The sequence below is a fragment of the Mesorhizobium sp. P2_E9 genome, assembly GCF_056403815.1.
On record NZ_JBFUET010000016.1, the window covers coordinates 91,553 to 112,781 of the forward strand.

Consider the following 21,229-nt stretch of genomic DNA (forward strand, 5'->3'; position numbering starts at 1 on the left):
CCGTATTTCCGCCTAGGGTCCGCGCCAACTGTGGCCTCGGATCAAGAGGTTGCGGACGGGCAGCCTAAACCAGCCTAAACCAAATTTTAACCGTGTTTCTTGAATGCCGGTTAACCCAAACGTGGTTACTGGGTGATCAACGAAGTCACTCGAATACGATCACTCGAAATACGAAGGAGAGGCGGCATGGGCCGTATCGCAGCACTTACCAGAAACCCGGCCATGATCGCGCTGGTGGCGTTGCTCGCCATCACCGGTTGCGCCTCGAAGAAGACGCCAAACAACGCCGCTGACCTTGGCCTCAACGGCGCCGGTGCTGCAACGCCCGGTTCGGCGCAGGACTTCACCGTCAATATCGGCGACCGCATCTTCTTCGATACGGACTCGACCTCGATCCGGGCTGATGCACAGCAGACGCTTGCGCGCCAGGCGCAGTGGCTGAACCAGTACAAGCAGTATGCCATCGTCGTCGAAGGTCATGCCGACGAGCGCGGCACGCGCGAATACAATCTGGCGCTCGGTGCCCGCCGCGCCGCCGCCACACGCGACTTCCTGGTCTCCAAGGGCGTCGCTTCCAGCCGCCTGAAGACCATTTCCTACGGCAAGGAGCGTCCGGTCGCTGTGTGCGACGACATCTCCTGCTGGTCGCAGAATCGCCGTGCGGTCACCACGCTCAGCGGCGCCGGTTCCTGAGCACCTCAGGCTGCCCGACGCGTTGGAAAAGGCGTGGCGGTGTAGCGGCAGAAATGCAACACAGCTTTGCGAAAGGCGGCCCTCGGGCCGCCTTTTTCATATCCGGACGCCCGAAACAAAATTTGGCCGAAGTCTCGCGCCCTGCTATGAGCCGAGGGCGCTTGGCTGGTCCCACTTTGGTTGGAAGGCGCGAAACAGACTAACGACACACGGCGAGAGGCACATGCATTTGAGATCGGTTCTGAGCGGCACGCTTGCGCTGCTGCTCCTATCAGGCGTCACCGCCCCGGCTAGCGGCCTGGGGGCCAGCGGCACAGGGCAATCAACCGACAGCGGCTTTTCCTTCCATCTGCCCAGCATCGAGTTGCCCAGCCTTTTCGGTGAAAAGAAGAAGCCGGATCAGGTCCAGATGGTGCAGTCCGATCCGACTGCCGTCACCAGCCTGGAAGACCAGCTGCGGCAGATGAACGGCAAGATCGAGGAACTCAATTTCCAGGTCCTGCAGATGCAGGAGCAGATCCGCAAGCAGCAGGAAGACAACGAGTTCCGCTTCCAACAGCTGGAAGGCGGCTCGCAGGGCGGACAGGCACCGGCGGCACCGAAGAAGAAGTCCGACGCCACCACCACCGACACCAACACCGACGTGGCTGCGGCCCCGGCAACCCAGGCGCCGGCTGATGCCGGCGCCGCTACCGGCAGCAATCAGTCGACCGGCGGCAAGACGGTTCAGGATGTCATCGTCGAATCACCCGATGGCGATCCCGGCAAGGTGATCCCCGGCACGGGAGCGCCGGAAAAGACCTTTGGTTCGATCACGGTCGACAAGAACGGCAATGTGATCGACGCCAGTGGCAACACCCAGGCAACCGCACCGGCGCAAGACACCGCCCCGGCCACCGGCGCTCCGGCCAAGGCCGGCAAGTCCAATGGCACGATCGTCGCGGCGCTGCCTTCCACCAAGGACCCGGAAGAGCTTTACCGCAATTCCTATCAGTTCATCCTGTCGGGCGATTACAGCACCGCCGAACAGGGTTTTCGCGATCATATCTCGCGCTTCCCCAAAGATGCCAAGACGGCGGATGCGCATTACTGGCTGGGTGAATCGCTGCTTGGCCAGCAGAAATACCGCGACGCGGCCGAAGTCTTCCTCGCCGCCAGCAAGGACTACCCGAAGGCCAAGAAGGCACCTGACATGCTCTTGAAGCTCGGCGTGTCGCTGGTCGGCCTCAAGCAACACGATGTCGCCTGCGCCACCTTCAGCGAGGTCGGCAAGCGCTACCCCGATATCTCCAATGCACTCAAGGAACGCGTCAAGCAGGAGAAGGCCCTGGCCGCCTGCTAATGCTTGCGACTGAGGCTGATCTTTCGACCAACCTTCTTTCCGGTACGAAGAGTCTTTTTTCGCATATCGATTTTACCCACGGCGCCGTTGCGGCCGTGTCCGGCGGCAGCGACTCGACCGCCCTGCTTCTCCTTCTCAAACTGCATCTCGACCGAACCGCGCCGTCCGCGAAGTTGCTGGCCGTGACGGTTGACCATGGCCTGCGGCAAGGTTCAGCAGCCGAAGCGCAGGCCGTGGCGAAGCTTTGCGCTGAGCGCGGCATTGCCCACTGCACCCTGGTCTGGGCCGGAAGCAAGCCATCGACCGGACTGCCGGCGGCGGCGCGGGAAGCGCGCTACCGGCTGCTGGCTGAAGCGGCGCGCGCGGAAGGCATCGGCCTGATCGTCACCGGCCATACCGCCGACGACCAGGTCGAGACGGTGCTGATGCGGCACGCGCGGAATGATGGCCGAGCGTTTGCCGAGATGGCAAGCCGCGGGCTTGCCGGCATGGCACCGGCCACCCTCTATGACTGGCGCGAGTGGATCGCTCGCCCGCTTCTGGGCACGCGGCGCTCAGCACTTCGCGACTTCCTGCGGGGTGAACATGTCGGCTGGGCTGATGATCCGACCAATATCGACGAGGCCTTCGAGCGGCCGCGCGTGCGCGCCGCGCTTGCCGGCGAGAGCGTCGGGTCCATGGAGGGCACGCTGCTGCTCGCCGGCCAGGCCGCCGTGGAGCGCAGTCAGCTTGGCTCCGGCGCCGCCGCTCTGATCCATCGCCTCGCCAGCCAGCCGGCCACGGGTCTCATCCGCCTCGACCCGCGCCTGCTTTCGGCCGGCGACGATCAGGCGGCCATCTACGCATTGCGTATTTTGCTGGCCACCGCCGGAGGCGCTGCGTTTCTTCCGGACCAGGCGCGCAGCGAGGCGTTGTTCGATCGGCTGAAGGGCGGATTTCTTTGCGCCACATTGTCGCGGACCGTGGTCGATTTCCGGCGCGCCGGCATCTTCCTGCGCCGTGAGGCGCGGGGTTTGCCGCTCGCCACTGCCGCTGTCGACAACACCAACTGGGATGGCCGTCGCCACATCACATTGAACGACAGCTCAGACGCATTGTTGATCGCTCCGCTGGGTGCGACCGCAGCGAAGCGTCTGGCGATCGATGACGGAGAAACCCCGGCAAGCCTGATGCGTGCCGCATTGGCTGCGGAACCGACATCCCGGCAAGCCTTTGAAAACCCGGGTTCGCCGCAGGGCGAGCCAGGGTTGCCAGGGTTCGTGGTGCGGCCGGTCGTGTCGCCTTTTGCCCGCTTCCTGCCGTCTTTCGATCTGGCGCCGGCGCGTGCCGTCGCGGGGTTGATCGGCGCGTCGCCGCTTCCCCCTTCGCCATTGCGCGGCCACAGTGCCGATTGATGGTTGGTCGAAAGCTTAACCCAGACGTGCTGTTCTGCTTGGCAAGGGGAGGCGCTCTCCCTATGTTAGGCCCAAGTTTCCTCTCATGATGCTGTCCGTCCGCGGACGCCAACGGGACAATTGATGAATCCGAACTATCGCAACCTCGCGCTCTGGGCGATCATAGCGGTCCTGCTCATCGCTCTTTTCAATCTGTTCCAGACGCCGCAGACGCGTGGGGCTTCGAGCGATGTGCCTTATTCGCAGTTCCTGCAGGATGTCGCGGCCGGCCGCGTCAAGACGGTGACCATTGCGGGCGCCCGCATCACTGGCACCTACACCGACAATTCCACCGGCTTCCAGACCTATTCGCCCGGCGATCCTCAGCTGGTCTCGCGGCTGCAGGACAAGAACGTCACCATCAATGCGCGGCCTGAGACCGACGGTTCCAACTCTCTGTTCGGCTATTTGGTCTCGTGGCTGCCGATGATCCTCATCCTCGGCGTCTGGATATTCTTCATGCGCCAGATGCAATCCGGATCCGGGCGCGCCATGGGTTTTGGCAAGTCGAAGGCCAAGCTTCTGACGGAGGCGCATGGCCGCGTCACCTTCCAGGACGTCGCCGGCGTCGACGAGGCCAAGGAAGATTTGGAAGAGATCGTCGAGTTCTTGCGCGACCCGCAGAAGTTCCAGCGCCTCGGCGGCAAGATTCCGCGCGGCGTGCTGCTGGTCGGCCCTCCCGGTACCGGCAAGACGCTGCTCGCCCGCTCGGTCGCCGGCGAAGCCAACGTGCCGTTCTTCACCATTTCTGGTTCGGACTTCGTCGAGATGTTCGTCGGCGTCGGCGCATCGCGTGTGCGTGACATGTTCGACCAGGCCAAGAAGAATGCGCCCTGCATCATCTTCATCGACGAAATCGACGCCGTCGGCCGCCATCGCGGCGCCGGCCTCGGCGGCGGCAATGACGAGCGCGAGCAGACGCTGAACCAGTTGCTGGTCGAGATGGACGGCTTCGAATCCAACGAGAGCATCATCCTGATCGCCGCCACCAACCGTCCCGATGTGCTCGATCCGGCGCTGTTGCGTCCGGGCCGTTTCGACCGCCAGGTGGTGGTGCCGAACCCCGACATCGTCGGCCGCGAGAAGATCCTCAAGGTGCATGTGCGCAACGTGCCGCTGGCGCCTAACGTTGATCTCAAGGTTGTTGCACGCGGCACGCCGGGCTTCTCCGGCGCCGACCTGATGAACCTGGTCAACGAATCGGCGCTGATGGCGGCGCGGCGCAACAAGCGCCTCGTCACCATGGCCGAGTTCGAGGACGCCAAGGACAAGATCATGATGGGCGCCGAGCGCCGCTCGTCGGCCATGACCCAGGCCGAGAAGGAACTGACCGCCTATCACGAGGCCGGTCACGCCATCCTGGCGCTCAACGTGCCGTCGGCGGATCCGCTGCACAAGGCCACCATCATCCCGCGTGGCCGCGCGCTCGGCATGGTTATGCAGTTGCCGGAAGGCGACCGCTATTCGATGAGCTACAAATACATGATCTCGCGCCTCGCCATCATGATGGGCGGCCGCGTCGCCGAGGAGTTCAAGTTCGGCAAGGAGAACATCACTTCGGGCGCTTCCTCTGACATCGAGCAGGCGACCAAGCTGGCGCGCGCCATGGTCACGCGCTGGGGCTTCTCCGACAAGCTCGGCCATGTCGCCTATGGCGACAACCAGGAAGAGGTGTTCCTCGGCCATTCGGTGGCGCGCACGCAGAACATCTCAGAAGAGACCGCGCAGATCATCGACGCCGAAGTGCGCCGCCTGATCGACGAGGCCTATGTCTCGGCCAAATCCATCCTGACCAAGAAGAAGAAGGAATGGATCACGCTGGCGCAGGGCCTGCTCGAATACGAGACGCTGTCTGGCGAAGAGATCAAGCAGCTGATCGCGGGCAACAAGCCGTCGCGCGACCTCGGCGACGATACGCCGCCGAGCCGTGGCTCGGCCGTGCCGAAGTCTGGTGGCCGCCGCAAGAAAGGCCCCGAGCCCGAAGGCGGCATGGAGCCTCAGCCGTCGAGCTAGACCAGGGCGGTTCACCCATCGCTATTCCCGACGCGACGCGCATCAAGTCTTTGTTTTTGCATGTCATTGTCCCCAAACCGAGCCACTTTTGGGCGACATTGCCTCGGGAGACGCGCCAGACGTACGTTGGCGCGTCATCCTCGAGCTTGTCCCGAGGACCTGCTAACGCAACCGAGTTGGCGGTTGCCAACTCATACCGGCGCCCAGAAGCCGCCCTACAGTAGATCCTCGGGGACAGGCCCGAGGATGTACGGCTAAACGTCTGCAGGAAAAACGGTGAATTGCTTATCCGCTGTATTCGATTTTTATGATTCAGCTTTCAGCCGCGCATTGCACAGGCTGTAATAACCGCCGCCCTTCTGGATCCAACGAAGGCCGTTCAACGTACCCGCCTCCTTGTTGCCGTGGTAACCCTGGAGGCAGGTCTTCATCCGTGCCTTCGCGGGCTTTTCGGTCTTGAACTCGGCAGCGAGTGTGGTTGGGAACGTCACGCCCGCCGGCGCTGGAGTGGGGGCGACCGTCGCGTCGGCTTCCTTTTCCGGCTGCGGCGCGGTTTTGACGGCATCCGCGCTGACACTCTCCGCAGCGGACGTCGCACATTTCTCCTTGCGGAAAGCGGCCCAGTCCATGCCGTTCAGAGTGCCGCCTTCCTTGGCTGCCCGATAGGTCTCGCCGCATTCCTTCATTGTCAGTGCGCTTGCAGGGGCGACGCCCCACGCAACCAATGCCGTCGCAGCCAATACCGCCAATTTCAAACCGGACATAAGACCCTCCTGATTGAGAACGAGTTCGATGCCCTTTTGTATACTGTTTGTTCCGTGTATGTTCAATCGGAATCTTTCGAGCTACTTAAAAAAGCCTGACGGCGGGAAGTGTGAGCGGGTGATGCCGGTCGCTCCCGGCACTTGCGGATGCGAGCGGAGCCGCAAGCGTCTTCGCGCGCAACAAACGCGCAACAAAAAAGGCCCGCGCATCTGACGATGCGCGGGCCTTCCTCCTTCGAATAACTCGGCGATCAGCCCTTCAGCTTGGCGTTGCACAGGCTGTAGAAGCCACCGCCCTTCTGGATCCACTTCAGACCTCCAAGCGCGTTGGCGTCCTTGAGGGCATAGTACTGGTCGAGGCAGGTGTGCATGCGGCCCTTTCCGGGGGTCTCGCTGGCATATTTCGGCGAGATCGCGGACGGGAAGGTGACGCCCTTGGGCGCAACCGTCGTCGGCTTTGCCGGCTCCTTGGTGTATTTTGCTTCGCTCGGAGCAGGTACGCTGTCGTCATCCGAGGCGGCAGCGCCGCATTCGGCCTTGCGGAAGTCGTTCCACTTCTGGCCCTTCAGCGTGTTGGCCGTCTTGGCCGCCTGGTACTTGGCGCTGCACTCGGCCATGGTCAGACCCTTGCCGCCATCGGCGGCAGCAGCAGCAGCCTTGGTGGTTGCCGGCTTGGTGGTGTCGGCAGCGGCGGACGCGCCGGCGGCGCATTCGGCCTTGCGGAAGTCGTTCCACTTCTGGCCGTTCAGCGTGCCGGCAGCCTTCGCCGCCTGGTACTTGGCACTGCATTCCTTGGCAGTCAGGCCCTTGGCCGTGCTGTCGGCCGCCGCGGCCGCAGCCTTGGTGGTCTTGGCCGGCTTGGCTTCGGCTGCCTTCTTCGTGTCGGCCGGCTTGGTGTCCGTGGTGGCAGCGGCATCGGTGCCGCACTGTGCCTTGCGGAACTGGTTCCAGGTCGCGCCGGCAAGTGTCCCCGCGTCCTTGGCGGCGTTATACTTCGTGCTGCACTCGGCCATCGTCAACGCGTTGGCTGGCGCGGCCAGGAACAACGTCGCTACGGCAAGGCCGGTCAAAGTGGCAAGTCGATGGATGAGCATAGCGTTTCTCCGTTGCAGCAGCCCATTATACGTCCCTGCGAATCAATAACGCTCAACGGTCGGTTGCGCCAGATGCTAAGTGGCGTATATATCGCCCAAAGCTTGCTCCTCCCGATAAGGTGATGAAATTGTTGTCGCTTACCGGGTTAAAAACAAGATTTTCCGCGTGCACCTGCGCCGAATAGCTCGCAGAACCGGTATATTGCAGTGCCACATACCGTCCTGTTGGAGTGCGGCTTTGTCGTGTGCAGTGCACGACAATGATTTTCTAAGGATTGGTAACATATAATCACACAATGTGATCATGGCGCACCGGCCAATTGTGGCATGAGATGCCGGCAAAGAACCGTCAGGGACCCTAACTAGCATGGCAGGAAATTACTTCGGCACCGACGGCATCCGCGGGCGCGCCAACAAGTTTCCGATGACCGCTGAAATCGCTATGCGGGTCGGTATGGCCGCAGGGCTTTCGTTCCAGCGTGGCAGCCACCGCCATCGTGTCGTTCTCGGCAAGGACACCAGGCTTTCCGGCTACATGATCGAGAATGCAATGGTGGCCGGCCTTTGCGCCGCCGGCATGGATGTGTTCCTGCTCGGGCCGATCCCGACGCCGGCCGTTGCCATGCTGGTGCGTTCATTGCGCGCCGATATCGGCGTCATGATCTCGGCTTCGCACAACCCCTATTACGACAATGGCATCAAGCTGTTCGGTCCGGATGGCTACAAGCTCTCCGACGAGATCGAAGAGCGCATTGAAAGCATGCTCGACAAGGATATCGAACTGGCACTCGCCGATTCCGACGGGCTTGGCCGTGCCAAGCGCGTCGACGGCGTGCATGACCGCTACATCGAATTTGCCAAGCGCACCTTGCCGCGTTCGATGTCGCTCTCGGGCCTCAGGATCGTCGTCGATTGCGCCAATGGCGCCGCCTACAAGGTGGCGCCCGAGGCGCTGTGGGAGCTCGGCGCCGAAGTCGTGGCCATCAATGTCGAGCCCAACGGCTTCAACATCAACAAGGAATGCGGCTCGACCCATCCGGCGGGCCTGCAGAAGAAAGTGCACGAAGTGCGCGCCGACATCGGCATCGCGCTCGATGGCGATGCCGACCGTGTCGTGATCGTCGACGAGAATGGCGCGATCGTCGATGGCGACCAGATCATGGCGCTGATCGCCGAGTCCTGGCATCAGAGCGGACGGCTTGCCGGCGGCGGCGTGGTTTCGACGGTCATGTCCAATCTCGGCCTCGAACGCTTCCTCGGCGACATGAAGCTGCAGCTGCACCGCACCAAGGTCGGCGACCGCTATGTCGTGGAGCATATGCGCGCGCATGGGCTCAATGTCGGCGGCGAGCAGTCGGGCCACATCGTGCTATCGGATTTCTCGACCACCGGCGATGGTCTGGTGTCGGCGCTGCAGGTGCTGGCCTGCATCAAACGGCAGGGCCGACCCGTCAGCGAACTGTCGAAGAAGTTCGAGCCGGTGCCGCAGCTCCTGAAGAACGTCCGTATCGCCGGCGGCAAGCCGCTCGAGGAAGCGCCGGTCAAGGCCGCCATCGAGGATGCACGCCACCGTCTGGGCAAGGCCGGGCGGCTGGTCATCCGTCCTTCGGGTACCGAGCCGCTGATCCGTGTCATGGCCGAGGGTGACGATCCGCAGCTGGTCGAGGCCGTCGTCAACGACATCGTCGAGGTCATCTCGGAGACCCGCAGCGCCGCCTAATCTCCGGCGCGCCCAAAAGGCGTCACGCCGCCGCTCTTCCGGTTGCATCCAAGCCCGCCCTTCCGGCGGGTTTTTTGTTGACCGGGAACCGGCCCCCTGGCTGTCGAAATCATCGGCGAATCCTTCGAATTTTAGAGATTCGTGGTTAATCGACAGGGTTAAACGCCTTTTAACTTTTCCAATTCATTATCCACGCTTGAAAGCCAATCTCATTCGGACACGATCGCCGTTCCGAGGGTTCCTAGGGGTGACAAGCATGTTCAACACAGCAAGAAAGGCCCTGTTCGCGTTGCTGTTCGCGGGCTTGGCCTGGCCAGTTTTCGCAGCCGACCTGCCCGAGCCGCAGGTCGAAGAGGCACCGCCGCCGGTCTATGAGCAACCGGTGGATGTCGGCGGCTGGTATATCCGTGGTGACCTCGATTACCACAAGTCGAGCATACGCGGTATCGACTACATGACCTATTCCGTCGATCCCTGTAACTGTACGGTGACACCGGGCGGCAAGAGCTTCGACTACGGCAAGCTCAAGGGCGGCTTCTCGCTCGGCGGCGGCGTCGGCTACAAGATCAGCGATCATCTGCGTGCTGACGTGACCGCCGACTACTGGTTCAAGTCGAACTTCAACGGCGGCACCTCGGACCTCGTTTCGACTTCGGTCGAAGCGTCGAAGATGAGCGCCCTGTTGCTGCTCGCCAATGCCTATGTCGATATCGGCACCTGGCACGGCATCACGCCCTATGTCGGTGCCGGCATCGGCGGCGCGCATGTCAAGTGGGATACTGTCTATGACCCGACCCCGGGCGCGACCGAGCGCAATCCCGGTGCATCCAACTGGCGCTTCGCCTACGCCCTGATGGCCGGCGCTTCCTATTGCCTCACCGACAAGATCATCCTCGATGCGGGCTATCGCTTCTCCCATATCCAGGGCGGTCGCATGTTCGAATGGGATGTGACCAGCACTGGCCCCGGCTTCGATCGTGGCATCAACACGCATGAGGTACGCGGCGGCCTGCGCTATCAGTTCGGCGGCAACAATGGGTGCGCGGCGCCGGTAGTGGCCTACCAGCCCGAGCCTGAGCCGGTTTACACCAAGTAAGGAACTTACTGCCTCGAATAAGCGCGAACCGCCCGGCTTGACCGGGCGGTTTTCGTTTGTGCTGTCGCCAGTGAAGTGCGTGGAACGGCAGGTCAATTCAGGGGGCCATGCATTAGCCAAAATGAATTCGCTAACGCTCTGTTAGCCTTAACTGCGACTTAACCACTATGGTTAACAATGCTTCCTGAAACGATGGCTGCCGCGTTCATTGCAGGTGTCGCCAAATCCGGGAGTCGGGACCATGACACTCACATCGCGTATTGTGCTGGCGCTTGCCGGACTTGGCCTTTTGCCGCTGACATCCGCATTCGCCGCCGACTATGACCCGCCGGTCTATGCCGACCAGGCGCCCGACTATGTGCCGGTCGAGGTCGGCTCGGGCTGGTATCTGCGCGGCGACGTCTCCTATCTGGTGCAGAAGACCTTCGAAAATGGGGATTTCACCTTCCCGTCGACGATCAACAACGAAAGCTTTGGTGAGAGCGAAGACGCATTTTTTGCGAGCGTCGGCTTCGGATATCATTTCAACGATTACCTCCGCGCCGATCTCAACTTCGGCTACCTGCCGGGTAACAAGGCCAGCTTCGGCTATGACGATTCAGCGGTCGTCGCACTGCCGACATTGTCGACCCAGGGATCGGGATCGCTGAAGAACTATGCGTTCTCGGGGATACTCAATGGCTATGTCGATCTCGGCACATATGTCGGAATCACGCCTTATGTTGGCGCCGGCATCGGTTTTGTCCGCAGTTCGCGGAGGCTTTCGGCGACTTACACGGACAACAATGTCCCGGCCAACAGTTTCAAGCTGGAGGACAATGCGACACAATACTCCCTCGCCTATACGCTGAATGCGGGCCTTGCCTACCAGGTGACGAAGAATGTTTCCGTCGACCTGGGCTATCAGTATTTTTCCGCCCCGAGCGCGGAGTATGTGACGGCCGAGAGCCTGACCTCCTTTCCGGTCAAGAAGGGAATCAGCAATCACCAGGTCAAGGTCGGGCTGCGTTACGATCTCTGGTAGGCCCGGGATAGATCAGCATCTTGACGGCGGATCCCTGCGGTCCGCCGTTTGCGTTTGAAATCACGCGATCCTGATCACGGATCGCTGGTATCCCGGCAGCGACATAAACTTTCCTCTTGACGCCCGAAGCCTGAACGCATATCGCCGTCCGTGGGCCACCCCTCCCCAACGAGGGGCCACTATCTGGAAGGATAGACCACGATGACGACGCATACGAAGCCCGGACTCCGTCCGGCAAATCCCAATTTCTCCTCAGGTCCCTGCGCAAAACGTCCCGGCTGGTCAGTCGAGGCGCTGAAAAATGCCGCGCTTGGCCGTTCCCATCGCGCCAAGATCGGCAAGACCAAGCTCGAACAGGCGATCGAGCTGACGCGCGAAATCCTTCAGGTCCCGGCAGACTACCGCATCGGCATCGTGCCGGCGTCGGACACCGGTGCTGTCGAGATGGCGCTGTGGTCGCTGCTCGGCGAGCGCGGCGTCGACATGGTCGCCTGGGAAAGCTTCGGCTCCGGCTGGGTCACCGATGTGGTCAAGCAGTTGAAGCTCGCCGATGTGCGCAAGCTCGAGGCCGGTTATGGCGCGTTGCCGGACCTGGCCAAGATCGATTTCGACCGCGACGTGGTCTTCACCTGGAACGGCACGACGTCTGGCGTGCGCGTGCCGAACGGCGATTTCATCCCTGCCGATCGCAAGGGGCTGACCATTTGCGACGCGACTTCGGCCGCCTTCGCGCAAAAGCTTGATTTCGAAAAGCTCGATGTCGTCACCTTCTCCTGGCAGAAAGTGCTGGGCGGCGAGGGCGCGCATGGCATGCTGATCCTGTCGCCCCGCGCCGTCGCGCGGCTGGCGAGCTACAAGCCTTCATGGCCGCTGCCGAAGATCTTCCGCCTGACCTCGGGCGGCAAGCTGATCGAGGGCATCTTCAAGGGCGAGACCATCAACACGCCGTCGATGCTGTGCGTCGAGGACTATCTCGACGCGCTCCACTGGGCGAAGTCGATCGGCGGGCTCGATGCGCTGGTCGCCAGGGCGGATGCCAATGCGGCCGTCCTCGATGGCTTTGTCGGTAAATCATCCTGGCTCGGCCATCTCGCCGTCGAGCCTGCGACGCGGTCGAACACGTCCGTATGCCTGGCCTTCACCGATCCTGATATTGCGGCGCTCGACGCTGACGGGCAGGCGGCTTTCGCCAAGGGGCTGGTTTCGGCGCTTGACAAGGAAGGCGTCGCCTATGACATCGGCTCTTATCGCGACGCGCCTCCCGGCCTGCGTATCTGGTGTGGTGCGACGGTCGAGACGTCAGATCTCGAAGCGCTGCTGCCCTGGCTCGACTGGGCCTTCGCCGCGCAGAAGGCGTCGCTGAAAGCGGCGGCCTGAGATTTCATGGCGGCCTGCGGGCCGCCCATTCCCGGATCAATCCCTTTTCAAGGAGGCCGCCATGGCGCCCCGCGTTCTCGTTTCTGACAAACTCTCTCCCACCGCCGTGCAGATCTTCAAGGATCGTGGCGTCGAGGTCGACTATCTGCCCGACCTCGGCAAGGACAAGGAAAAGCTGCTCGAAGTGATCGACCAGTATGATGGCCTCGCCATCCGCTCGGCGACCAAGGTCACCGAAAAGCTGATCAATGCCGCCACCAGGCTCAAGGTCATCGGCCGCGCCGGCATCGGCGTCGACAATGTCGACATCCCGGCGGCGAGCCGCAAGGGTATCATCGTGATGAATACGCCCTTCGGCAATTCGATCACGACGGCCGAACATGCCGTAGCGATGATCTTCGCGCTGGCGCGCCAGATCCCGGAAGCCAACGCCTCGACCCATGCCGGCAAGTGGGAAAAGAACCGCTTCATGGGCGTCGAGATCACCGGCAAGACGCTGGGCGTCATCGGCTGCGGCAATATCGGTTCGATCGTCGCCACACGCGGCGTCGGCCTGAAGATGCATGTCATCGCCTTCGATCCGTTCCTGTCGGACAAGCGCGCCGAGGAGCTCGGCGTCGACAAGGTCGAACTCGACGAGCTGTTCGCGCGCGCGGACTTCATCACGCTGCACACGCCGCTGACCGACAAGACGCGCAACATCATCGATGCCGCGGCAATCGCCAAGATGAAGAAGGGCGTTCGCATCATCAATTGCGCGCGCGGCGGGCTGGTCGTCGAGGCCGATCTGATCGCGGCGCTGAAGAGCGGCAAGGTGGCGGGCGCCGGCGTCGACGTGTTCGAGGTCGAGCCGGCCGAACAGAACGAACTGTTCGGCATGGAGAACGTGGTGGCGACACCGCATCTCGGCGCCTCGACGGCGGAAGCGCAGGAGAATGTCGCGCTGCAGGTCGCCGAGCAGATGTCGGACTATCTGATCAAGGGCGCGGTCTCCAACGCCATCAACATGCCGTCGATCACGGCGGAGGAAGCGCCGCGGCTGAAGCCGTTCGTCAAGCTCGCCGAAGTGCTCGGCGCCTTTGTCGGCCAGGTCACCGAGGATCCGATCAAGGAGGTCGAGATCCTGTTCGATGGCTCGACCGCGACGATGAACACCCGCGCGCTGATCAGTGCGGCACTTGCCGGGCTGATCCGGCCGCAGGTCTCCGACGTCAACATGGTGTCGGCGCCGATCATGGTGAAGGAGCGCGGCATCATCGTCGCCGAGGTCAAGCGCGACAAGTCTGGCGTGTTCGACGGTTACATCAAGCTGACCGTCAAGACCGAGCACAGGACGCGTTCGATCGCCGGCACCTGCTTCTCGGACGGCAAGCCGCGTTTCATCCAGATCAAGGGCATCAATCTCGACGCCGAGGTCGGTCAGCACATGCTCTACACCACCAATGCCGATGCGCCCGGCATCATCGGCCTGCTCGGCACGGTGTGCGGCGAGAACGGCGTCAACATCGCCAACTTCCAGCTTGGCCGCAACCGGCCGGGCGGCGACGCCATCGCGCTGCTCTATCTCGATGCACCGTTCCCGGAAAAAGTGCTGGAGCAGGTGCGGGCGCACAAGTCGATCGACTCGGCCAAGCGGCTGCAGTTCGACGTGGGCGGGATCTGATACCGGCCTTTCCTAGAGCAATTCCAGGAAAAGTGTGAAACGGTTTTCCGTCCGGAATTGCGTCAAAACAAGGGTTAGAGCAGTTCGCCGATTCCGTGAAACGGTGAACTGCTCTAGAGATCAGAAGGCGCGGCCTGGGTCGCGCCTTCTGCTGCTCAGCGCTTCCTGGAGCGGTCCAGCATCGCCTTCTTGCGCCCGCTATATTCGGCGAGCGCGATGCCGCCCAGCACGAGGACCAGGGCCAGCGCCTGATAGAGCTGGAACGTCTCGCCGACGATCAGCACCGAAAGCAGCGTGCCGAAGATCGGCACCAGATTGATGAACAGGCCGGCGCGGTTGGCGCCGATCAACTCGTTGCCCCTGATGTAGGTTATCTGCGAAATGACCGAGGCGCCGATCGCGGTGTAGACGATGACCGTCCAGCCACGCGCATCGGGCACGATCACCTTGCCGGCGGCGACCTCCCACAGCAAGAAAGGCAGCGAGGTGATGAGCGCCGCGATCGACATGGCCAGCATCAGGCTCTGCCAATGCATCGCCGGCTTCAGCCGCAAGCCGACCGAATAGCCACTGTAAAGGATGACCGCCACCAGCATGATGGCGTCGCCGAAATTGAGCTCCAGCGTCAACAGCCGGCGTGGGTCGCCGTGGCAAGCGGTCAAGATGACACCGGCAATGGTCAGCACGACGCCTGCGATCTGCGCCCAGTTCACGCGCAGGCGGAAGAAGATGAAATTGGCTGTCATGATCAGGATCGGCATCGCCGCCTGTTCGATCGAGACGTTGATCGCGGTCGTGTAGTTAAGCGCGGTGTAGAAGATGGTGTTGAACAGGGTGAAGCCGCTGGCGCCGAGTGCAGCCAGGACGAACCAGTGCCGGCGCACCACGGCCCAGTCCTCCTGGATCGTGCGCCAGCCGATCGGCAGCAGGATCGCCACCGCCAGCACCCAGCGCAGGAAGACCAGTGTCATCGGCGAGACGTGATCGACCGCAAGCTTGCCGGCCACCGAATTGCCGCCCCACAACAAGGTGGTGAGCAGCAGGAATATGTAGGCGCTTCGGTGCATCGCGGGTTCCGGCCGCGACGGACGCGTTGCGGTGTTTGCCGGCCTATTGCCTCCGTCAGCCCAAGTAAATGATGTCAAAGCCGAAAATTGTTGTGCCTCAGGGCATTTTCGGCGGCAAAGAAAGGTCGCACTCGCGAGGTCTTGACGCTATAGAGGCCTGTCGTTTCGAACCATATCCAAGCCGCTTGGCGGCGTCTCAAGGGAAAAGAAACATGGCCAATGTGGTGGTCGTCGGCTCGCAATGGGGCGACGAAGGCAAGGGCAAGATCGTCGACTGGCTGTCGGAGCGTGCCGATGTCGTGGTGCGTTTCCAGGGCGGCCACAATGCCGGCCACACGCTGGTCGTCGACGGCAAGGTCTACAAGCTGTCGCTGTTGCCGTCCGGTGTCGTGCGGCAGGGCAAGCTGTCCATCATCGGCAATGGCGTGGTCTTCGACCCGCATGCTTTCGTGGCGGAAGTGGCGAAGCTCAAGGCGCAGGGCGTCGAAGTAACGCCGGATCGCCTGAAAATAGCCGAAAACACAGCGCTTATCCTGTCGCTGCACCGGGAGCTGGACGGATTCCGCGAGGACGCCGCTTCAAATTCCGGGACGAAGATTGGCACGACCCGCCGGGGCATCGGTCCGGCCTATGAGGACAAGGTGGGTCGGCGCGCGGTGCGGGTGATGGATCTGGCGGATTTGGAAACACTGCCCTTGAAGATCGACAGGCTGCTGACGCACCACAATGCGCTGCGCCGTGGGCTCGGCCATGCCGAAGTCACGCATGACGCGATCATGAGTGAGCTGACCTCGGTCGCCGACGAAATCCTGCCCTATATGGACCGGGTCTGGAAGATCCTCGACGACAAGCGCCGTGCCGGCGAGCGCATCCTGTTCGAGGGCGCGCAAGGCACGTTGCTCGACATCGACCACGGCACTTATCCGTTCGTCACCTCGTCGAACACCGTGGCCGGGCAGGCGGCCGCCGGCTCCGGCGTCGGTCCGGGTGCCATCGGCTATGTCCTGGGTATCACCAAGGCCTATACGACGCGCGTCGGCGAAGGTCCGTTCCCGACCGAACAGAAGAACGAGATCGGCGAATTCCTCGGCACGCGTGGCCACGAATTCGGCGTCGTCACCGGGCGCAAGCGTCGCTGCGGCTGGTTCGACGCGGTGCTGGTGCGCCAGGCTGTCGCCGTCAACGGCATCAAGGGCATTGCGCTGACCAAGCTCGACGTGCTCGACGGGCTGGACGAGATCAAGGTCTGCACCGGCTATCGCCTCGACGGCGAGATGATCGACTATCTGCCGGCAAGCCAGGGCGCGCAGGCCCGTGTCGAACCGGTCTACGAGACGCTGGAGGGGTGGAAAGGCACCACTGCCGGCGCGCGCAGCTGGAACGATCTTCCGGCCCAGGCGGTCAAATATGTCCGATACATAGAGGAGTTGATCGGCGCGCCGGTCGCGCTGCTCTCCACCAGCCCGGAACGGGACGACACGATACTTGTGACCGATCCGTTTCAAGACTAGTTTCTGAAGCCTTTCCGGGCATCGCGGCTGATTTGCGGGGGCCGGCGCGGAAGCAAAAATACAGGTCGACTGAAGCATGGCAGATTTTGTTGCTGTACTGAAAAAGGCGCTCGACAAGTATGGCGAGCCGACGCCCGAGACGCGCACGCGGACCTATGACGGCGCGCGTTCCGCGCTGGTCAAGAAGCTTGCGGAATTTTCGCCGCCGCTGTCGGCCGACGTCGTGGCCAAGCAGAAGCGTTCCCTGGAAGACGCCATTGCAAGCGTCGAGCGCGACTATGCTAAGAGCGTGCCGGAAACCGATCCGCTCGCCGAGCTGGAACACATCTTTTCCTCGATCGACCGCAACAAGAACCAGCCAAGCCACACGCGCCAGCCGGTGAAAGCGGAGCCGGCGTGGCCGGCGCCGCCGGCCGCCAAGCCAGAACCCTACAAGCCGGAACCCAACAAGCCGGAACCCTATCGGCCTGCGCCGCCGCCCGCCGCGAAAGTCGAGCCAAGCTGGCAGCCCGCAGCGGCGCAGCCTGCCCCGAAGCCGGCGGACCAGCCGCTGCCGGGCATGCTTGCGGATCACGACGATGGCCAGGATGACGTCTTCCCGAACGACGACGAGCCGGTCGCGGAAGCTGACGCTTTCCCACGCCTGCGTCCGGCCGAGCGCAAGCGCAGCTATGGCGGGCTAATTGCCGCCGTCGTTGCCTTGCTGGTCGTTGCCGGCGGCGGCTATGGCATCTGGCTGAACAAGGACGCCTTCAGCAAGATGCTGGGCCTGGACGGCAGCAAGGTTGTTGCCAAGACCGAACCGGTGAAACCGACGCCAGCCAAGCCGGCGACCGACGCTGCGGCGACGCCGCCGGCGCCCGCGGCAGGTGCCGAAGGGACGAAATTCACGCAGCGGCTGACGCCTGAAGGTGGCGAAACCGACCCTGGCTCCGCCGGTGGACAAACCGGCATAGGCGAGGGTGAATCCGTCGCCGCGCTGACGACGCCGCCTACCGCTACGAATGCGCCGGTCGCGGCGCCACCGGCTGCAGCCGCGCCCGCCGCGGCGACACCTGCTGCTGCGGCACCTGCTGCGACCGCACCCGCGGCGGGCACCGCGCCCGCCGCAACCCCGCCTGCCAACGGAACCGCACCAGCGGCGCCGGCCGATGCCGCCGCCACGCCGCCGCCCGGTCCGGCAACCGTTACACCGCCGGCAGCCGCCACGCCCGCGGCACCGGCGGCCGCTCCAGCGACTGCGACCTCGGTGCCGGTCGGCCAGAAGGCGATCTTCTATGAGGAGCGCACCAGCACCGCGCAGGGTTCGGCCGAGCCCGGCAGCATCGTCTGGTCGCTGGTGCAGGAATCGCCCGGCGGCGACCTGCCGCCCGAGCCGGCGATCCGCGCCGAGGCAACCATCCCCGGCAAGGACATCCAGTTGCGCATGACCATCCGCCGCAACACCGACCAGACGCTGCCGGCCAGCCACATCATCGAGATGATCTTCCTGACGCCCGACGGGTTTGAGGGCGGCGGTGTCGACAACATCTTGCGCGTCGCCATGAAGAGCTCGGAGCAGGACGCCGGCAGCCCGCTGATCGGCATTCCGGCCAAGATCGCCGACGGCTTCTTCCTCGTCGCGCTCAACGACACCAAGGCCGACGAGGACGCCAACATGACCTTGCTGCGCGGCCAGGACTGGATCGATGTGCCGGTCGTCTACAAGACCGGACGGCGGGCGCTGCTGACCATGGAAAAGGGCATTCCCGGCGAGAAGGTGTTCGACGAGGCGATCAAGGCCTGGCAGGCGAAGACGGCGGGCTGAGGAAGGCCGCCGATTCCGTCGAGTTAGAAGCCTTGAAACAGCATGTCGAGCGCGGCGACGATGTCGTCGTGGTGCTTCGTCAGGTTCAGCCGACTCTCAACCAATTCACTCACTGGGACGGTGGCAATCAGGTGTGTCGCCATGACCAGCTTCCGGCCGTTGATCTCGAAGATCGGATGAAGCTTTCGCATCGGCGGCGGCACCGCTGCAATCGGAAGAAGCGGGACGACTACCCGTGTCTTGAAATTGTCGAGCAGGCCGGATTGGACGTCGAGCAGATAGTTGCCTTCGATGCGACCAGCGAAGACATCGTAGCGGGCCATCAGAACTGCCGGTACTCGTCCAGTGGAATGCCGTTTTTCTCGACATAGTCGTTCCACGCATCCATCGTGGCCCGGTTCTCGAGTTTCCACAGCCGGGTTTTTTCAGCCGCCACAGCCTCCGCGATGCCAGCTTCCGCGGCGCGCGAGACATTGACGTCTAGCCCCTTGGCTTCCCTCATGAGGTTGGAATCGATCGACAGATTGGCTGGCTGACGGATCGCATTCAAGGCAATCTTACGCATAATAGCCTCCGCAACATGCGCATAATGTATGCGCATTCTCGTACGGGAGCAATAATCGAGCGAATGGTTATGGGTGAGGCGCCCGGCCCTCCGCTATGGCTCCCAGCCCTTCGGGCGTTCAATCCCTTCGAAAGGTCCACCGGACCTTTCGATTCGCCCGAAGGCGAACCAGGCTTTCACCGTTCGTCGCTTCAATCGACAAACCGTTGTCGATTGATCGGCCTACGGCCGAATGCTCCTCACCCCTCCATCTCCTCGCGCAGCATCTCCAATTCCAGCCACTCCTCCTCGAGCGCGGCCAGCGTCGCGCGTTCCTTGTCGAGGGCGGCGATGGTCTTCTGGAAGGAGGCCGGATCGCGCTCGTAATAGGCCGGGTCTGCGATGTTGTTCTCCAGCCGCGAAATCGACGCCATCACCGCCTCGATCTTCTTCGGCAGCGACTCCAGCGCAAACTTCTGCTTGAACGACAGTTTCTTCGCCGGCCCTTTTGGCGCCGCCGGTTCGCTCTTGCCCGGCGCCGGCCCGTCGCCGGCCTCAGTCTTGGCGCGCGCCTTGCGGTCGTCGAGCCGGGTGCCGCCGCGCTGCGCCAGCATGTCGGAGTAGCCGCCGGCATATTCGATCCAGCGCCCGTCGCCGTCCGGCGCGATCAGGCTGGTCACCGTGCGGTCGAGAAAGTCGCGATCGTGGCTGACGAGGATCACGGTGCCGGCAAAACCGGCGACCAGTTCCTGCAGCAGTTCCAGCGTCTCCATATCGAGATCGTTGGTCGGCTCATCGAGCACCAGAAGGTTCGCCGGCCGCGCCAGCACCCGCGCCAGGATCAGTCGCGCCCGCTCGCCGCCGGACAGCTCGCGCACCGGCGTGCGCGCCTGCTCCGCCTTGAACAGAAAGTCCTTCATGTAGGAGACGACATGGCGCTGCTCGCCATTGATGACGAGGTTCTCGCCACGCCCGTCGGTCAGATACTGCGCCAGGGTCTCCTGCGGGTCGACCGCCTCGCGCTTCTGATCGAGCGTGGCGATCTCCAGATTGGTGCCGAGCCGCACCGAGCCGGCGTCCGGCTTCATCTCGCCGGTCAGCATCTTCAACAGCGTGGTCTTGCCGGCGCCGTTCGGTCCGACGAGACCGACGCGGTCGCCGCGCTGGATGCGGGTCGAGAAGCCCTTGACCACGGTGAGATCGCCGAAGCTCTTTTCGATATTCTTCGCCTCGATCACCAGCTTGCCGGATTCGGCGGCGTCGCTCGCCACCATGGTCGCGTTGCCTTCGGCGCCGCGATGGCCGCGAAAGCGCTGGCGCATGGTCTGCAACTCGCCGAGGCGGCGCATATTGCGCTTGCGTCGCGCGGTCACGCCGTAGCGCAGCCAGTGCTCCTCGCGCACGATCTGGCGGCCGAGCTTGTGTTGCTCGCGCTCTTCTTCTTCCAGCACCAGATCGCGCCATTCCTCGAAATGGCCAAAACCCTTGTCCAGCCTGCGGGTCTGGCCGCGGTCGAGCCAGACGGTGGCACGCGATACGCGCTCGAGAAAGCGGCGGTCGTGCGAGATGACGATGAGCGCCGAGGAGGTGCGGATGAGTTCCTCTTCCAGCCATTCGATAACCGACAGATCGAGATGATTAGTCGGCTCATCAAGCAGCAGAATGTCCGGCTCCGGTGCCATGACACGGGCCAGCGCGGCACGCCTGGCCTCACCGCCCGATAGATCGCCCGGCCGCTCCTCGCCCGACAAGCCGAGATGCTCCATCAGATAGCTGGCGCGGTAGGGATCGTCGGCGGGTCCCAGCCCCGCCTCGACATAGGCGCGCACGGTGGCAAAACCCTCCATGTCGGGCATCTGCGGCAGATAGCGGATAGTCGCCGAAGGCTGGCGGAACACCTCGCCGTCCTGCGGCTCGATCAGGCCGGCGGCGATCTTGAGCAGCGTCGACTTGCCGGAGCCGTTGCGGCCGACCAGCGCGATCTTGTCGCCGGCCGAAGCCGTCAAGGCGGCGCCGTCAAGCAGCGGTGTGCCGCCGAAGGTCAGTTTTATCCCGTCGAGATTGAGAAGGGGCGGGGCCAT

Annotated in this window: 17 protein-coding genes; 11 read left to right on the forward strand and 6 right to left on the reverse strand. The window is 63.1% G+C overall.

Annotated elements, in window-relative coordinates; genetic code table 11:
• Nucleotides 1-186 precede the first annotated feature (186 nt).
• The 4 genes from pal to ftsH all read left to right on the forward strand — a co-directional run bounded on the left by pal (nucleotide 187) and on the right by ftsH (nucleotide 5,481).
• Nucleotides 187-693, forward strand: a complete 507-nt coding sequence (pal, locus tag AC1D05_RS26370) for a peptidoglycan-associated lipoprotein Pal (RefSeq protein WP_477444640.1) — start codon at nucleotides 187-189, stop codon at nucleotides 691-693.
• 223 nt (nucleotides 694-916) lie between these two features.
• Complete coding sequence (ybgF, locus tag AC1D05_RS26375; RefSeq protein WP_477444641.1) at nucleotides 917-2,035, forward strand: tol-pal system protein YbgF; 1,119 nt, start codon at nucleotides 917-919, stop codon at nucleotides 2,033-2,035.
• Entirely contained in the window at nucleotides 2,035-3,429 is a 1,395-nt protein-coding gene (gene tilS / locus AC1D05_RS26380) for a tRNA lysidine(34) synthetase TilS (protein WP_477444642.1), read from the forward strand. Before ybgF ends, tilS begins: the two co-directional genes overlap by 1 nt.
• Nucleotides 3,430-3,552: 123 nt before the next feature.
• Entirely contained in the window at nucleotides 3,553-5,481 is a 1,929-nt protein-coding gene (gene ftsH / locus AC1D05_RS26385; protein ID WP_477444643.1) for an ATP-dependent zinc metalloprotease FtsH, read from the forward strand.
• A 305-nt stretch (nucleotides 5,482-5,786) separates the two neighbouring features.
• Here ftsH and AC1D05_RS26390 read toward each other — a convergent pair whose 3' ends face one another.
• Entirely contained in the window at nucleotides 5,787-6,245 is a 459-nt protein-coding gene (locus tag AC1D05_RS26390; protein ID WP_477444644.1) for a hypothetical protein, read from the reverse strand.
• Nucleotides 6,246-6,496: 251 nt separating this feature from the next.
• Complete coding sequence (locus AC1D05_RS26395) at nucleotides 6,497-7,339, reverse strand: hypothetical protein (protein WP_477444645.1); 843 nt, start codon at nucleotides 7,337-7,339, stop codon at nucleotides 6,497-6,499.
• Between the two features lie 367 nt (nucleotides 7,340-7,706).
• Between AC1D05_RS26395 and glmM the strand changes: the two genes are divergently transcribed.
• The 5 genes from glmM (at nucleotide 7,707) to serA (ending at nucleotide 14,219) form a co-directional block, all read left to right on the forward strand.
• Nucleotides 7,707-9,059 (forward strand): phosphoglucosamine mutase, encoded by a 1,353-nt coding sequence (glmM, locus tag AC1D05_RS26400; protein WP_023777672.1) that lies wholly within the window; start codon nucleotides 7,707-7,709, stop codon nucleotides 9,057-9,059.
• Nucleotides 9,060-9,315: 256 nt separating this feature from the next.
• Nucleotides 9,316-10,155 carry an outer membrane protein gene (locus AC1D05_RS26405; RefSeq protein WP_477444646.1) on the forward strand — a complete coding sequence of 280 codons (840 nt, stop codon included), beginning with the start codon at nucleotides 9,316-9,318 and terminating at the stop codon, nucleotides 10,153-10,155.
• A 241-nt stretch (nucleotides 10,156-10,396) separates the two neighbouring features.
• Nucleotides 10,397-11,179 (forward strand): outer membrane protein, encoded by a 783-nt coding sequence (locus AC1D05_RS26410; RefSeq protein WP_477444647.1) that lies wholly within the window; start codon nucleotides 10,397-10,399, stop codon nucleotides 11,177-11,179.
• 201 nt (nucleotides 11,180-11,380) lie between these two features.
• Nucleotides 11,381-12,556: a phosphoserine transaminase gene (locus tag AC1D05_RS26415; RefSeq protein ID WP_477444648.1), complete on the forward strand. Its 1,176-nt coding sequence runs from the start codon at nucleotides 11,381-11,383 to the stop codon at nucleotides 12,554-12,556.
• A gap of 61 nt (nucleotides 12,557-12,617) precedes the next feature.
• Complete coding sequence (gene serA / locus AC1D05_RS26420) at nucleotides 12,618-14,219, forward strand: phosphoglycerate dehydrogenase (protein ID WP_477444649.1); 1,602 nt, start codon at nucleotides 12,618-12,620, stop codon at nucleotides 14,217-14,219.
• 155 nt (nucleotides 14,220-14,374) lie between these two features.
• Here the strand turns inward: serA and AC1D05_RS26425 are convergent, their stop codons facing one another.
• The gene (locus AC1D05_RS26425) at nucleotides 14,375-15,286 is read right to left on the reverse strand and encodes a DMT family transporter (protein ID WP_477444650.1); all 912 of its coding nucleotides are present in this window, start codon (nucleotides 15,284-15,286) and stop codon (nucleotides 14,375-14,377) included.
• Between the two features lie 212 nt (nucleotides 15,287-15,498).
• Between AC1D05_RS26425 and AC1D05_RS26430 the strand changes: the two genes are divergently transcribed.
• Together AC1D05_RS26430 and AC1D05_RS26435 are read left to right on the forward strand one after the other, a co-directional pair.
• Nucleotides 15,499-16,797, forward strand: coding sequence for an adenylosuccinate synthase (locus tag AC1D05_RS26430; RefSeq protein WP_475456335.1), 1,299 nt, complete (start codon nucleotides 15,499-15,501; stop codon nucleotides 16,795-16,797).
• Between the two features lie 76 nt (nucleotides 16,798-16,873).
• Nucleotides 16,874-18,604 carry a hypothetical protein gene (locus tag AC1D05_RS26435; protein ID WP_477444651.1) on the forward strand — a complete coding sequence of 577 codons (1,731 nt, stop codon included), beginning with the start codon at nucleotides 16,874-16,876 and terminating at the stop codon, nucleotides 18,602-18,604.
• A 23-nt stretch (nucleotides 18,605-18,627) separates the two neighbouring features.
• Here the strand turns inward: AC1D05_RS26435 and AC1D05_RS26440 are convergent, their stop codons facing one another.
• From AC1D05_RS26440 to AC1D05_RS26450, 3 genes are all read right to left on the reverse strand, one after another.
• Nucleotides 18,628-18,927 carry a CcdB family protein gene (locus tag AC1D05_RS26440; protein ID WP_477444652.1) on the reverse strand — a complete coding sequence of 100 codons (300 nt, stop codon included), beginning with the start codon at nucleotides 18,925-18,927 and terminating at the stop codon, nucleotides 18,628-18,630.
• Nucleotides 18,927-19,169, reverse strand: coding sequence for a type II toxin-antitoxin system CcdA family antitoxin (locus AC1D05_RS26445; protein WP_027053876.1), 243 nt, complete (start codon nucleotides 19,167-19,169; stop codon nucleotides 18,927-18,929). Before AC1D05_RS26445 ends, AC1D05_RS26440 begins: the two co-directional genes overlap by 1 nt.
• 239 nt (nucleotides 19,170-19,408) lie before the next feature.
• Entirely contained in the window at nucleotides 19,409-21,229 is a 1,821-nt protein-coding gene (locus tag AC1D05_RS26450) for an ABC-F family ATP-binding cassette domain-containing protein (protein WP_477444653.1), read from the reverse strand.

Bases quoted from the DNA above. Each gene is read 5' to 3' on its own strand.
- AC1D05_RS26410 (WP_477444647.1), top strand. From the start codon at position 10,397: ATGACACTCACATCGCGTATTGTGCTGGCGCTTGCCGGACTTGGCCTT.
- AC1D05_RS26405 (WP_477444646.1), top strand. From the start codon at position 9,316: ATGTTCAACACAGCAAGAAAGGCCCTGTTCGCGTTGCTGTTCGCGGGC.
- AC1D05_RS26435 (WP_477444651.1), top strand. From the start codon at position 16,874: ATGGCAGATTTTGTTGCTGTACTGAAAAAGGCGCTCGACAAGTATGGC.
- AC1D05_RS26395 (WP_477444645.1), bottom strand. From the start codon at position 7,339: ATGCTCATCCATCGACTTGCCACTTTGACCGGCCTTGCCGTAGCGACG.
- glmM (WP_023777672.1), top strand. From the start codon at position 7,707: ATGGCAGGAAATTACTTCGGCACCGACGGCATCCGCGGGCGCGCCAAC.
- ybgF (WP_477444641.1), top strand. From the start codon at position 917: ATGCATTTGAGATCGGTTCTGAGCGGCACGCTTGCGCTGCTGCTCCTA.
- AC1D05_RS26430 (WP_475456335.1), top strand. From the start codon at position 15,499: ATGGCCAATGTGGTGGTCGTCGGCTCGCAATGGGGCGACGAAGGCAAG.
- AC1D05_RS26450 (WP_477444653.1), bottom strand. From the start codon at position 21,229: ATGGCCCCGCCCCTTCTCAATCTCGACGGGATAAAACTGACCTTCGGC.
- AC1D05_RS26415 (WP_477444648.1), top strand. From the start codon at position 11,381: ATGACGACGCATACGAAGCCCGGACTCCGTCCGGCAAATCCCAATTTC.
- AC1D05_RS26425 (WP_477444650.1), bottom strand. From the start codon at position 15,286: ATGCACCGAAGCGCCTACATATTCCTGCTGCTCACCACCTTGTTGTGG.
- AC1D05_RS26390 (WP_477444644.1), bottom strand. From the start codon at position 6,245: ATGTCCGGTTTGAAATTGGCGGTATTGGCTGCGACGGCATTGGTTGCG.
- tilS (WP_477444642.1), top strand. From the start codon at position 2,035: ATGCTTGCGACTGAGGCTGATCTTTCGACCAACCTTCTTTCCGGTACG.
- serA (WP_477444649.1), top strand. From the start codon at position 12,618: ATGGCGCCCCGCGTTCTCGTTTCTGACAAACTCTCTCCCACCGCCGTG.
- AC1D05_RS26445 (WP_027053876.1), bottom strand. From the start codon at position 19,169: ATGCGTAAGATTGCCTTGAATGCGATCCGTCAGCCAGCCAATCTGTCG.
- pal (WP_477444640.1), top strand. From the start codon at position 187: ATGGGCCGTATCGCAGCACTTACCAGAAACCCGGCCATGATCGCGCTG.
- ftsH (WP_477444643.1), top strand. From the start codon at position 3,553: ATGAATCCGAACTATCGCAACCTCGCGCTCTGGGCGATCATAGCGGTC.
- AC1D05_RS26440 (WP_477444652.1), bottom strand. From the start codon at position 18,927: ATGGCCCGCTACGATGTCTTCGCTGGTCGCATCGAAGGCAACTATCTG.